Annotated in this window: 13 protein-coding genes and 1 tRNA gene; 10 read left to right on the top strand and 4 right to left on the bottom strand. The window is 55.3% G+C overall.

The annotated features are described in order from the left end of the window. Positions 1-73: 73 nt before the first annotated feature. Both RUA4292_RS12890 and RUA4292_RS12885 read right to left on the bottom strand, forming a co-directional pair. Entirely contained in the window at positions 74-874 is an 801-nt protein-coding gene (locus tag RUA4292_RS12890) for a DUF2059 domain-containing protein (protein WP_082637090.1), read from the bottom strand. Then, positions 874-1722: a DUF2059 domain-containing protein gene (locus RUA4292_RS12885; RefSeq protein ID WP_058277921.1), complete on the bottom strand. Its 849-nt coding sequence runs from the start codon at positions 1720-1722 to the stop codon at positions 874-876. The genes RUA4292_RS12890 and RUA4292_RS12885 overlap by 1 nt, the downstream gene beginning before the upstream one ends. A gap of 117 nt (positions 1723-1839) precedes the next feature. Here RUA4292_RS12885 and RUA4292_RS12880 point away from each other — a divergent pair. From RUA4292_RS12880 to RUA4292_RS12840, 9 genes are all read left to right on the top strand, one after another. Continuing rightward, positions 1840-1929, top strand: a tRNA-Ser gene (locus RUA4292_RS12880). 399 nt (positions 1930-2328) lie between these two features. Beyond that, on the top strand, positions 2329-2823 hold the full coding sequence (locus tag RUA4292_RS12875; RefSeq protein WP_058277920.1) for a hypothetical protein: 495 nt from the start codon (positions 2329-2331) through the stop codon (positions 2821-2823). 183 nt (positions 2824-3006) lie between these two features. Continuing rightward, the gene (locus tag RUA4292_RS12870; protein ID WP_058277919.1) at positions 3007-4035 is read left to right on the top strand and encodes an alcohol dehydrogenase catalytic domain-containing protein; all 1029 of its coding nucleotides are present in this window, start codon (positions 3007-3009) and stop codon (positions 4033-4035) included. Between the two features lie 75 nt (positions 4036-4110). After that, on the top strand, positions 4111-4986 hold the full coding sequence (locus RUA4292_RS12865; protein WP_058277918.1) for a branched-chain amino acid ABC transporter permease: 876 nt from the start codon (positions 4111-4113) through the stop codon (positions 4984-4986). 3 nt (positions 4987-4989) lie between these two features. Then, a complete protein-coding gene (locus tag RUA4292_RS12860; protein WP_058277917.1) occupies positions 4990-6087 on the top strand; it encodes a branched-chain amino acid ABC transporter permease in 1098 nt (365 codons plus the stop codon). Continuing rightward, entirely contained in the window at positions 6084-6848 is a 765-nt protein-coding gene (locus RUA4292_RS12855) for an ABC transporter ATP-binding protein (protein ID WP_058277916.1), read from the top strand. The genes RUA4292_RS12860 and RUA4292_RS12855 overlap by 4 nt, the downstream gene beginning before the upstream one ends. Continuing rightward, positions 6845-7618: an ABC transporter ATP-binding protein gene (locus RUA4292_RS12850; protein WP_058277915.1), complete on the top strand. Its 774-nt coding sequence runs from the start codon at positions 6845-6847 to the stop codon at positions 7616-7618. Before RUA4292_RS12855 ends, RUA4292_RS12850 begins: the two co-directional genes overlap by 4 nt. Positions 7619-7623: 5 nt before the next feature. Further along, the gene (locus RUA4292_RS12845) at positions 7624-9510 is read left to right on the top strand and encodes an AMP-dependent synthetase/ligase (protein ID WP_082637089.1); all 1887 of its coding nucleotides are present in this window, start codon (positions 7624-7626) and stop codon (positions 9508-9510) included. A 30-nt stretch (positions 9511-9540) separates the two neighbouring features. Then, positions 9541-10698, top strand: a complete 1158-nt coding sequence (locus tag RUA4292_RS12840; RefSeq protein ID WP_058277913.1) for an ABC transporter substrate-binding protein — start codon at positions 9541-9543, stop codon at positions 10696-10698. A 74-nt stretch (positions 10699-10772) separates the two neighbouring features. On the opposite strand, the gene rpsI is transcribed toward RUA4292_RS12840, so the two are convergent. Both rpsI and rplM read right to left on the bottom strand, forming a co-directional pair. After that, a complete protein-coding gene (gene rpsI / locus RUA4292_RS12835; protein WP_058271904.1) occupies positions 10773-11258 on the bottom strand; it encodes a 30S ribosomal protein S9 in 486 nt (161 codons plus the stop codon). Between the two features lie 5 nt (positions 11259-11263). Continuing rightward, positions 11264-11722 (bottom strand): 50S ribosomal protein L13, encoded by a 459-nt coding sequence (gene rplM / locus RUA4292_RS12830; protein ID WP_058278194.1) that lies wholly within the window; start codon positions 11720-11722, stop codon positions 11264-11266. 242 nt (positions 11723-11964) lie between these two features. Here rplM and RUA4292_RS12825 point away from each other — a divergent pair, with 242 nt between their 5' ends. Further along, positions 11965-12327, top strand: a complete 363-nt coding sequence (locus RUA4292_RS12825) for a nuclear transport factor 2 family protein (protein WP_058277912.1) — start codon at positions 11965-11967, stop codon at positions 12325-12327. Positions 12328-12329 lie beyond the last annotated feature (2 nt).

Below are 12329 nucleotides of genomic sequence, written 5' to 3'. Positions count from 1 at the left end.
CCCGGCGCGGAAAACCGGCCGGGATGCGCGCTTATCCATAGATTGATCGGCAAAGTCAACATCAAATACAGGATCAAAGATCCGATGCGCCAAGCGCCCGTGAGACCGCCTGCCCCAGTTGAAAATAGATCTGGTCATACATCTTATCGAAACCGTCGAAAAAGGCCTCGTTTACGGCGCGCCCGGTCTCAGTTCGGGAAAAAGCAATGTTCTCCCGCATCTGAGTCTCATCGAGCGGTTGATAGGCCACCAGAAGGAAGGAATACAACCAGATGCGGTTTTCCTCGGTAAGCCTGTCCTTGTCCGACAAGAGCTGCGCCAGAATATCTTCCGAGCTGGTTCCGGCATCCGCGCTGAGGCCGCGAAAAAAGTTATAATCCGAACTAAGCGAGCTTTGTACGTTCTTTTCGATAAGGTCGTTGACTTCGATGTACTCGCCGACCAGCCGAAAAAGTTGGGTGCCGCCTTCCCCGTTCAGATAGTTTTCGCGTGCCATGTCCTTGATGGTTTCATCCGCGAAGGCCCTTCTGGCCGAGTTTTCCAGAGTGATAACGGTTTGCCCGACATCACTTTCAAAGAACAGGATGGCGCGATCCATCTGGCTGGCTGTCAGGCTGGTCTCGAAGGTCCCAGAAATCTGTTCCTGCATCCACTGTGGATCATAAATTTCGTCCACCTGATCATCAAAAAACGGCCCGCCGTCACCACCCAGAAATGTGTCGTTCAGGTCTTTCGCCTGTGCCAAACCTTCGTCGCGCAGAATATCGACGACCTGCTCCAATTGAAGTGCCAGCATGAGGCGTTCAACCCGCTCGGACGCTGCCAGTGGCATGGCTGACAGAAACACGGCGAAATAAGCAGCGATCAGGCGCATCAGATATCCTGGGCCGGATGTAGTTCCGCCATCCGCGCGGCCAGATCTTCAAACTTCATGGCCATGATTTCGTATTGAATGGCATTCAGCAGCTCATAGACTTCTTGCATCAAAGGCTGCTCCAAAGCCTCAGCATAGGCGACGACCTCAGAATCCGAGAAGTCCTTATAGGTATAGGCTGCCCCGGCAAGCGCGGACAGCTGCAAAGCTTGCCGCATGCCGGTCTCATTGCGCTTCATCATCTGACGCAGTTCATCCGCGCCCAGTTGCAAGTCAATCACCCCCGAGGCGCTGGCAGCGAGCAAAAAGCGCACCTGAATTTCCTGCAGCGCACGTAATGCCGTCCCGCTGGAATCAATTGCATTGTTCATGCGTTTCAGATTTTCGACCCGCTTGGATCCATCCTTGATCAGGTCCGAGACGATTTTCTGCCCTTCCAGTTGCTTGGCATCGTCATCTTCAACCATGTGCGATGCATTCTCGGACTCGACCAGCCTTTGCCCAAGGTCGGATGCATAGAACTCGACCGCATGGGTTAGCGCTTCATCGCTCAGCGTTTGTTCCAGAATAGACACGGCTGTTTCGCGCATGTCCCTAGTGTCAAAGACTTCTTCGGTCAAGCGTGTCCAGTCCGACCCAAACCCGTCAGGATCGATTCCCAACATTTGCGGGGCTGAGGCCGAGGCCAGCGCGATGCTTTCAAGTGCAACGTCGAACCCGGTTGTTGTCAAAAAGGCTTCGATCCGGTCCCGTCCGGCAGCAAGTGCTTGCTGCGACCCGTAGATTACGAACAGAACGGCGGCGAATAGCGGCAGGATAGTTTGGCGTAAAGGATAAGTCATACCCATGAGCCTAGGGGAAATACCGCGTCAGGCAACGGAAAATCCCGGCTTTGTCATTTTCAGGAATTTTCTGCTTGCACCCCCGCGCGTTCCTCACTAAATCCCCCCCTCACAGACCCCCGCGGAGAGGTGCCGGAGTGGTCGAACGGGGCGGTCTCGAAAACCGTTGTGGGTGCAAGCCCACCCAGGGTTCGAATCCCTGTCTCTCCGCCATTTTCCCGACTCAGGATTGGCAGCCATCTGAATGCTGTTTCTCAGTGCCCTACGTGGCGCTTTAGTTCGTTTCTCTGTTGCAATATGAACTGTAAAAACAGAGGAATTTAAGATGATACAAAGCAAAACTACTTCTTAAGTTATTTTGAGTTTGATGTTCCACCGTCTCGAAACCACGACATATGTGCCTACTTACGGTCCAAACCCGCCTCGGATTTTGGCGAGTAATCAAGCTCACCTGCCGTGCTGTCCGCATGACGGCGTGTTGTTGCCACCTGGTTCCATCAGATCGGCGCAGGCTGGCTCAAACCCCCGAATTGAAATGAATTTCTGGGAATTCCCCTTTGATCACTGATAATTTACCCTCATCTAAGCGACACATATTTCAAGGAGAACCCCATGTCGCGTACTCTCATATTAGCTGTTATCGTCGCCGGACTTGGCGCCGGAGCTTACTATTACATCAATCAACCCGAACCCACGCCTGCCGAAAGCCTGCAATCGGCGGCCCAGGACGCAGGTGAGGCCGCAAATGATGCCGTGGATGCCGCCACCGAACAGGCGAGCGAAGCCGCATCTTCCATTGCTGATCAGGCCACCGAAGCGGCCGAACAAGCCGGACAGGCGGCCTCTGATCTGGCCGACCAGGCCGGAGATCAGGTCGCGTCCCTCGCCAATCAGGGGCAAGACTTGCTGAATTCCTGGATCGAAGAAGGTACGCTTTCCGTCCAGAATTTTGACTATGACGCCTTGGTAGCTTCGGTTCAGGATAGCCAGTTGTCACAGGACCTGAAAACAAAAGCCTTGGGTATCCTGGATGAAATCAAGGCATCCCCTCAGTTGATTGCTCAGAAGATCGAAGAGCTGCGCACGCTTCTGACTGGACAACAATAATTTCTGGGGGCCGTTCTATTTTGAGCGGCCCTTTTTCTTTACTGGGCGCGCATTCCCGTTACGTCAGGCGCAACTCTGATTGACGTCTCAGCACCCGTTTGATTGGCTGCTCCTAAATCCAACGCAACACCACTTGCAACAGACCTGTTCTGTGCTGTGTCCGTACAGGAGATAGGAGACATAATGACCACCCTGCCCCTAAACATGTTCGCCGTCATTCAAACCCATGACGGCTATTCCGGATCGGCCACCGGTCCTTTTATCGAGGATGCCGCCGATTGGCTGGCCGAGGCCGAGCTTCCCGTGCCCGAACCCGGTCCCGGTCAGGTGTTGATCAAATTACGGACGGCGTCGGTGAACCCATCCGATCTCCACTTTATCAAGGGAGAATACGGGCAGCCGCGTATCAAAGGCACACCCGCCGGGTTTGAGGGCTGTGGCGACGTGGTGGCCACCGGCACCGGTGCCGAAGCATTGCAGGGTCAACGGGTCGCCTTTGTGGCGGCTGGTTCTGGGGCGTGGGCGGAGTATGTCGTGACGCAGGCGTTGATGTGCATCCCACTGCGACCCGATATCACGGACGAAGATGGTTCCGCCCAGGTCATCAATCCCATGACTGCGATGGCCATGGTGGACATCGCGCGAGGTGCGGGCGATGCTTTTGTCGTTTCGGCGGCCACCAGCCAGTTGGGCAAACTCATGTGCTCATTGGGGCGCGATTTGGGACTGAAACCCATCGCAATCGTGCGTCGGGCCGAGGCAGTTGAATCCTTGAAGGAACTTGGCGCTCATGAGGTCTTGGTCACGTCCGACCCGGACATGATGCAGAAATTCGGAGCGCTCAGCATGGAACTAAAACCACGTGTCTTTCTGGATGCCGTGACGGATCAGGTTTCCGAGCGGATTTTCTGTTCGATGCCCAACGGTGCGCGGTGGGTCATCTACGGCAAGCTCAGCCCCGAATTGCCAAAACTGACACAGACCGGTCAGTTGATCTTTATGGGCAAGCGGATCGAGGGATTCTGGTTGACCAACTGGATGACGTCAACGCCTCCGGCGGGCCAGATGAGAGTTGTTGGTGAAGTACAGGCCCGGTTTGCTGACGGACGCTGGAAAACGGATGTTTCTGCACGGCTTGGCTTGCGCGATGTGGTGGCAAATCTGGCCAATGCTCTGAAAAAGAGTGACGGGAAGGTGATTATCACGCCATAGTAGAACAAAGCCCCGGACGAAGGAGGATGTCCGGGGCGTAAGGAACGCCGGTCCAACCGGCATGGGAGGACAAACTTGGATAACGCACAGCTGCTGATCAGCGGGCTGGCGAATGGCTGTGTCTACGGCCTGATCGCGCTTGGCTTTGTGCTGATTTACAAGGCCACCGAGGCAGTAAATTTCGCGCAGGGCGACTTCATGATGTTGGGCGCCTTCGTGACGATCGGGCTTACGAATACGGAGTATATGGGGCTGCCCTTCTGGATGGCCTTGCCGATTTCATTGGGGATCATGGGCGCGTTGGGCTACTTGCTTGATCGCCTAATCATCCGGCGTTTGTTTGGAGAAAGCCAAACGGCAGTTGTTATCCTGACCATCGCTTTGGGTTTCGTAATCCGGTTCGCAGCCGGGTTGATCTGGGGGCACGAGCCGCAGACGCTTCAAAACCCGTTGGCCGGCAAGGAAGTCCGCTTTGGCGGACTGGTGCTGGGGATGGAGGACGTCGCGGTCATCGTCGTGACCATCTTGCTGACCTGGGGGCTGTATGTTTTCTTCAGTCGAACCAAGCTGGGTCTTGCGATGCAGGGCGCGTCGCAGAACCAGTTAGCGGCGTATTACATGGGAATACCGGTGAAGCGTGTGCAGGGCTTTATCTGGGCTTTAGCGGGGGTTGTCGCGGGGATTGCAGGCATCTTGTTCGCGGCCAAGGGGTCTGTCGATCCAACCACCGGTTTGCTCGGCATCAAGGCCTTTGCCGCAGCCGTAATCGGTGGCTTCGGCAGCCTTCCGGGGGCATTAGCTGGCGGGCTGATCGTCGGCGTGATTGAACCCTTTGCCAGCCGTTACATTGCAGCAGGGTACAGCCAGATCGCGCCTTATGCGCTGCTACTGGCGGTGCTAATCTTTCGCCCAAACGGGCTGTTCAGTCAGGTTCGGGTCAAAAAGGTCTAACTCATGCGGATTGTGTTCAAAACAAACTACATGCAGGATATCCGACCTTGGAAGGACGCGTATCAGCTTTGCCTGTACCTGATTTTGCTGGCGGTTGTCGCCGCCGCTCCGTGGTGGCTGGACGATTTCTACCTGGGTGAACTGACAAACGTGCTGATCTGGGCCATCGCGGGCCTGGGGTTGATGATCCTGACGGGTCACACAGGTCAAGTCAGCCTCGGGCATGCTACGTTTTTGGCCTTTGGTTGCTACGCCAACGTCATTCTTCTTGAAGCTGGCGTGCCGTTCCTGATTGCCTTCCCCTTGGCTGGTATTCTGACCGGATTGGCCGGAGTGACGGTTGCCATCCCTGCCCTGCGACTGCACGGGATATATCTCGCGATCTTCACAATGGCCCTGTCCATCCTGATGGATGACGTCATCGTTCTGGCCGAGCCGATCACAGGCGGGGTCGCGGGTAAATACCTAGGCGGCGTTGAGATTTTCGGGTTTCTGGTCGACCGATGGGGCACTCCGGTTCAGTTCTTCTGGCTGGTTCTTGGTGTGGCGGTGCTGGTGACGCTTGGCTACATCAACTTGTTGCGCGCGCCCTTGGGGCGCAGCTTTATCGCTGTTCGGGATTCTGAAGTGTCGGCACAGGCCATGGGCGTGGACATTGCACGGACCAAGATGATCTCGTTCGCACTGTCCTGCGCTGTCAGCGGATGGGCGGGCGCGTTGATGGGCATGTTCTCGGGCGCATTCAACAATGAGACGTTCAGCGTCCTGATCTCAATCCAGCTACTGATGATGATCGTGATCGGTGGTCTGGGATCCATCCACGGCGCATTCCTTGGAGCGATCGTGATCGGGTTCCTGCCCCAATTCCTGTCGATATCAAAGGAATATGTTGGCGCGGTGTTTGGTGGCAATACCGTCGCCATCCCGGGGTTGGAGTTCGGTATCTTCGGAATGATCCTGATCGCCTTCATCCTGTTTGAACCGATGGGCTTGTATGGACGCTGGCTGAAAATCCGGACGTGGTTCGAGCTGTTTCCCTTCTATCGCAAGGACATGTTCAAGCGTCAGAAATCCTACCTCAAGACGGAGCGCCTGAGATGAGCCTTCTTGAGTTCGAAAACGTCACCCTGAAATTCGGTGGGTTGACTGCCGTCAATGATCTATCTTTCGAAGTCGAGGAAGGCGAGATTTTCGCCATCGTTGGCCCTAATGGTGCAGGGAAGTCCACAGTCTTCAACCTGATCTCGCGTTTCTACGACCCCTACACAGGCAATATTCGTTACGACGGGCACGACTTGCTTAAGGCCAAACCGTCCGGCGTGGCTGCATATGGAGTGGCGCGGACATTTCAGAACATCGAACTCTTCGAGCATGCGACGGTCTTGCAGAACCTGCTTGTCGGACGACACCGCCACCGCAAATCGAACATGCTGTCCGAGGTGTTGTTTCTGCCCTCCGCACGACGACAGGAACTGGAGAACCGCGAAAAGGTCGAAGAGATTATCGACTTCCTCGACCTGCAGGCGTTCCGCGACAAAATGATTTCTGGCCTGCCCTATGGCGTGCGTAAGGTAGTCGAGGTGGCCCGCGCACTGGCCACCGATCCCAAGCTGCTGTTGTTGGACGAACCCGCCTCGGGTCTGTCTGTCGAAGAAACAACCGACATGCGCTGGTGGATCGACGATATGCGGCGACAGATGGCGATCACGGTTCTGATGGTCGAGCATGATATGGGGCTGGTTTCCGGCGTCTCGGATCGCGTTCTGGCAATGGCGGACGGCGCAAAACTGGCGCTGGGAACACCTGCTGAGGTTCAGTCGCACCCGGCGGTGGTCGAGGCCTATTTGGGTAAAGCCTCATGAGCGAGCCGATCCTGACAATCCGCAACATCGAGAGTTTCTATGGTCCGATCATGGCGATCCGGGGTGTTTCTCTGGATGTTCATCAGGGCCAAATTGTCTCGATCCTTGGCGCCAATGGCGCGGGCAAAACCACGCTGATGAAAACCGTTTCTGGCGTGATGGATCCGGAAAAGGGCAAGATCACGTTTGAAGGCGACGAAATTCAGGGGTCCGAGCCGCACAAGGTTGTGCAGAAAGGTATCGTTCACGTGCCCGAAGGGCGTGAGGTGTTTCCACTCCTGACGGTCGATGAAAACCTCAGCCTCGGGGCCTATACCCTGAAGGACAAGGGGCAGGTCGACCACGATCGGGATCTGGTGTTTTCATACTTTCCGATCCTCAAGGAACGTCGCAATCAAGAAGCCGGCACCCTGTCCGGCGGACAGCAGCAGATGTTGGCGATTGGCCGTGGGTTGATGGCCAATCCAAAGATCATGCTGTTGGATGAACCCTCGCTTGGTCTGTCACCGCTGCTGGTGCAGGAAATTTTTGGCATCCTCAAGCGACTGAATGACGAACAGAGCATGACCATGATGCTGGTCGAGCAGAACGCCAACGCCGCCCTGGAACTGGCCCACCAAGGCTATGTGATGGAGGTCGGACGCATCGTAATGGATGGCGCAGCAGATGTTCTGATGCGGTCAGAGGACATCCAGAATTTCTATCTGGGCGTTCAGGAAGAAGGCGCGCGGGAAAACCGCCGTTGGAAGCGGAAAAAGACGTGGAGGTGAGACAGATGAAAATCAGCACCCTGCCCCCTCAGATCACAGTCAACGGCGTTCGCCTGAACGCAACCCCCGGCCAGCGCCCGGTCTGTGTCGATGAGTGCACGACAATCTGCGAGCTGTTCAGGAAACGCTGCGCCGAGCTTGGCGATCTTACGGCGCACCGCGAAAAAGACCTTGGCATCTGGAGGTCATATTCTTGGGCGGACTATTGGCAGCACGCCAAGTGGATTGGGCTGGCCCTGCGCAAATTGGGACTGCAACGAGGCGAGGTTGTCTCGATCCTGTCCGAGGATCGAAAAGAATGGGCCTGGTTCGACATGGGCATTCAGGCCGTTGGTGGCATTGCGTCTGGTGTCTACACCACCGACTCGGCTAACCAGCTGAAATACCTGATCAATGACAGCGACAGCCGATTTCTGATCGTCGAAAACGAAGAGCAACTGGACAAATTCCTGAAGGTCGAAGATGAGGTTCCGGGCCTTCTGAATGTCATCATTCTTGACGATGAGGGCTTGCACGATCTGGATCATGCGCGCTGCATAATGATCGATGCATTGTACGCGCTGGGTCAGCAAGCCGAGGCTGAAGAACCCGATCGTTTCGAGGCCGAAATCGCGCTGGCGTCGCCGCAGGATACAGCACTTCTGATCTACACCTCGGGCACCACGGGAATGCCGAAAGGCGCGATGCTGAGCCATGAGAACATACTTGCGGCAATAGAATGTGGGGCACATGCGTTGCCTGCCTTAGAGACGGACGAACAGCTGTGCTTTCTACCGCTGTGCCACATTCTAGAGCGTGACGTATCCATCTATTTCCCGCTGGCCGCCAAATGCATCGTCAATTTTGCCGAAAGCCCCGAGACGGTGTTTGCGAACCTGCAAGAGATCTCACCATCGACCTTTACAGCCGTTCCGCGGGTTTGGGAGAAGATCTATTCCTACGTTCAGATTATGACGCAGGATGCGACGCCCACGGGCCGCGCAGCCTTTGGCATGGCCCTGAAGGCAGGGCTTGCGCGGGCCGAGTACATTCTGGCCGGCAAACCCGTCCCGGCCAGTGTCGCCGCGCAATTCTGGGTGTGGGACCGGCTGGTACTGCGCAACTTGCGCCGCATGCTGGGTATGGACAAGATGCGGCGTGGTGGTTCTGGCGCGGCCCCTATTTCGACAGATCTGTTGAAATGGTACTGGGCCATTGGCGTGCCGTTGGTCGAGGGGTTCGGGATGACCGAAACTTCAGGTCTGGCGACGCTAAACACCATTGAAAGCAATAAGGTCGGGACCATCGGACGCGCTGTGCCGGGAAATGACATCCGTATCTCCGAAGACGGTGAGATTCAGCTAAAGGGCCTCAACATTTTTCAGGGTTATTGGCGCAATAACGCAAAAACGGCCGAATCTTTCACTGCCGATGGATGGCTGCGAACTGGCGACCTCGGGCATATTGATGAGGATGGCTACGTCACCATCTCAGGCCGAATGAAAGACATCATCATCACTGCTGGCGGCAAGAATATCACCCCGGCCGAGATCGAAAGCCGGTTGAAATTCAGCCACTACATCTCGGACGCGGTTATAATCGGTGACAAGCGAAAATTCCTGACCGCGCTGATCATGATTGATCAGGAAAACGTCGAAAAATTTGCGCAGGATCGGAAGATTCCGTTTTCAAATTTTGCATCCCTTTGTGCGGCCCCTGAAATCAAAGATCAGATACAAGGGGAAATCGACGCGGTGAACAAGGATTTTGCACGGGTCGAGCAGATCAAGGACTTTCGCCTGATTGATGTACTTCTGACCGCAGATGACGATGAACTGACCGCAACAATGAAGCTGAAACGCAGCTTTGTCGAAAAGAAACACGGCCATCTTATTGAAGACATGTACAACTAATAAAAGAGATAACCTAAAGGGAGGAGAAAGATGAAGAATGTGATCATGCGGCTGGCGGCCACCGCCTTGACGGCTTCGGCGACCCTTGCCAATGCACAGACACAGGGTGTCACGGATGATGAGATCATCATCGGGTCGGTCAATGACCTGAGCGGTATCTTCGCAGCCGTCGGTGTTCCGGCGACCAAGGGCGCAAATGTGGTGTTTGACCGCGTGAACGCTAATGGTGGCATACACGGGCGGACGATCCGCTATGTTGTCGAGGACAATGGGTATCAGATGCCGCGTGCGATGCAGGGCTATAACAAGCTGCTGAACCGCGACAAGGTGTTCGCAATGCTGCAGTCGCTGGGAACGCCGATGAATGTCGCGGGGTTCAAGCTATTGGATCCAAAAGGTATTCCCAATGTTGCCCCTTTGTCTGCTGCACGGCAGATGTTACAGGAGCCGATGGACAACAAGTTCACGGCCTTTTCCACATATTTTGACCAAAGCCGTGTCGGTGTGAAATATCTCGCTGAGCAATTTGGTGGTCAGTCTGTGTGTTCGATGTATCTGCCAACCGATTTTGGTGAGGAAATCGTCGAAGGCACTAAGGCCGGTGCCGAAGAAGCCGGGATCGCTTTCGTCGCTGAGACCACGCACAAACCGGATGAAACGGATTTCGTCGGCTCACTCAGCAAGTTAAAGGAAGAAGGCTGCGATATCGTAACGATCGCTCTAGGCGTACGTCAGGCCATTACCGTTGTCGGCACGGCCAAAAAGATGGGCCTTGCAGATATGAAGTTCCTTGGCACCTCGGCCAGCTTCCTGACTGTCGTTGCGCAAGTGCCGGGCGGTGTGACCGACGGTTTCTATGCCGCCGCATCCTGGCAGGATCTGTGGTCCCGCGCGGAAGACCCCGCCCCTGCCGCCTTTATCGAAGAATATAAAGCCGCAACCGGTGAAGACCCCGTGGGATTTGCCATGCTGGGATATTCTGCGGCCGAAACGATGGTCAAAGCGCTTGAGGCTGCTGGCCCCGATCTGACGCATGAAAGCTTTATCGCAGCGATGGAAACACTGGACTATCAGGATGAACTGGTGGGCAACCACATGACGTTTGGACCTGATGACCATCAGGGGGCTGATTCAGTCTATGTGAATGTTGTCGAAAACGGTGCCTGGAAGATGGTGTACGAAGAATAACCCCCAACACGCATCTCAAACGAAAAAGGGCTCGCACATGCGAGCCCTTTTGATTTTGTGTATTCGGTGGCGAATTAACGCTTCGAGAACTGGAACGAACGACGCGCTTTGCGCTTACCGTATTTCTTACGTTCAACAACGCGGCTGTCGCGGGTCAGGAAGCCAGCGGCTTTCAGTGCGCCACGCAGGGACGGATCGTACAGCTGCAGCGCTTTCGAGATGCCGTGCTTGACCGCACCGGCCTGACCGGTCAGGCCACCGCCTTTGACGGTTGCGACAACGTCGAATTCACCTTCAACACCGGCAACCTGGAACGGCTGGCGCAGGATCAGCTGCAGAACGGGACGCGCAAAATACTTGTCCTGATCCTTGCCGTTTACGGTGACCTTGCCAGAACCCGGCTTGATCCAAACGCGGGCAACAGCGTCTTTACGCTTGCCGGTGGCATAAGAGCGACCCAGTTCGTCACGTACGGGTTCGCGCACGATGACTTCTTCGGCCACAACCTCAACGCCTGCAACGGCGCTCAGCTCTTCGAGAGTATTGATCTGATCAGCCATGGTCATTAGCTCCGGGTGTTTTTCTTATTCATGGATGCAACATCCAGAACTTCGGGCGACTGGGCTTCATGCGGGTGCTCAGCACCGGCATAAACACGCAGGTTGGTCATAACCTGACGCGACAGGCGGTTGCCAGGCAGCATGCGCTTGACCGCTTGGGTCACAACACGCTCGGGGTGCTTGCCTTCAAGGATCTGCTGCTTGGTGCGCGACTTGATGCCGCCCGGGTGGCCAGTGTGCCAGTAGAAGTTTTCTTCGCGCTTCTTGCCGGTCATCTGGATTTTGTCAGCGTTAATCACGATGACATTGTCGCCCATGTCCATGTTCGGGGTGAACGACACTTTGTGCTTGCCACGCAGACGCATGGCGACGATCGAAGCAAGACGACCCAGAACAACGCCCTCGGCGTCGATCAGGATCCATTTCTTGTCGATGTCTGCAGGTGTTGCAGAAAAGGTTTTCATGGCAGGATAGTCCTGTTTGATGTGAAAGACCGCCCACATACGGAGCGGCCCGAATTCGATGTTGCGTATTTAGATGTACCCTTGTGGCGCGTCAAGAACATGAAATCAAAAATAATCTAGCAATTACAGCATATTATGAAATAGGTATTATTTTACCCCATAAAATCGCCATCAATTTCCGCAAATATCCCCGACCAGATATACTGTTGTAGAGCAGCGATCAAAAAAGGAGTGGCCAGAGAATGGATTGGCAGCAAACCATCGCCGATTACGGGGCGGCCTGGCAACAGGCGGACCAAGGTCAACGCCTTGACCTATTAACCAAGTGTTTCGCCACGGATGGCGTCTATGTAGACCCGACGGCAGAAGTAAACGGACGGTCAAACCTGTGCGATCATATCGGGGAAGTCCTCCAAAGCTCTGGCGGGCGGGTTGAGCTGACCAGTAACCCCAACAATCATCACGATGTCGTCCACTTTACTTGGCATATGGTTGACCCCGACGGCACCGTAATGGTGACCGGCCACGATTTCGTTCGATTGGATGAACAAGGCAAGATTTCACATCTGGCCGGGTTCTTTGGCGACCCCGCCCCATTGAGCTAGGG

Origin of the sequence: Ruegeria atlantica (genome assembly GCF_001458195.1) — a bacterium.
Classification (GTDB): Bacteria; Pseudomonadota; Alphaproteobacteria; order Rhodobacterales; family Rhodobacteraceae; genus Ruegeria; species Ruegeria atlantica.
This window is presented reverse-complemented; position numbering and strand designations above follow the sequence as displayed.

What these genes read in the sequence shown, in the direction of transcription:
- RUA4292_RS12890 (WP_082637090.1), bottom strand. Translation starts at nt 874, where the DNA reads ATGCGCCTGATCGCTGCTTATTTCGCCGTGTTTCTGTCAGCCATGCCA.
- RUA4292_RS12885 (WP_058277921.1), bottom strand. Translation starts at nt 1,722, where the DNA reads ATGGGTATGACTTATCCTTTACGCCAAACTATCCTGCCGCTATTCGCC.
- RUA4292_RS12875 (WP_058277920.1), top strand. Translation starts at nt 2,329, where the DNA reads ATGTCGCGTACTCTCATATTAGCTGTTATCGTCGCCGGACTTGGCGCC.
- RUA4292_RS12870 (WP_058277919.1), top strand. Translation starts at nt 3,007, where the DNA reads ATGACCACCCTGCCCCTAAACATGTTCGCCGTCATTCAAACCCATGAC.
- RUA4292_RS12860 (WP_058277917.1), top strand. Translation starts at nt 4,990, where the DNA reads ATGCGGATTGTGTTCAAAACAAACTACATGCAGGATATCCGACCTTGG.
- RUA4292_RS12855 (WP_058277916.1), top strand. Translation starts at nt 6,084, where the DNA reads ATGAGCCTTCTTGAGTTCGAAAACGTCACCCTGAAATTCGGTGGGTTG.
- RUA4292_RS12850 (WP_058277915.1), top strand. Translation starts at nt 6,845, where the DNA reads ATGAGCGAGCCGATCCTGACAATCCGCAACATCGAGAGTTTCTATGGT.
- RUA4292_RS12845 (WP_082637089.1), top strand. Translation starts at nt 7,624, where the DNA reads ATGAAAATCAGCACCCTGCCCCCTCAGATCACAGTCAACGGCGTTCGC.
- RUA4292_RS12840 (WP_058277913.1), top strand. Translation starts at nt 9,541, where the DNA reads ATGAAGAATGTGATCATGCGGCTGGCGGCCACCGCCTTGACGGCTTCG.
- rpsI (WP_058271904.1), bottom strand. Translation starts at nt 11,258, where the DNA reads ATGGCTGATCAGATCAATACTCTCGAAGAGCTGAGCGCCGTTGCAGGC.
- rplM (WP_058278194.1), bottom strand. Translation starts at nt 11,722, where the DNA reads ATGAAAACCTTTTCTGCAACACCTGCAGACATCGACAAGAAATGGATC.
- RUA4292_RS12825 (WP_058277912.1), top strand. Translation starts at nt 11,965, where the DNA reads ATGGATTGGCAGCAAACCATCGCCGATTACGGGGCGGCCTGGCAACAG.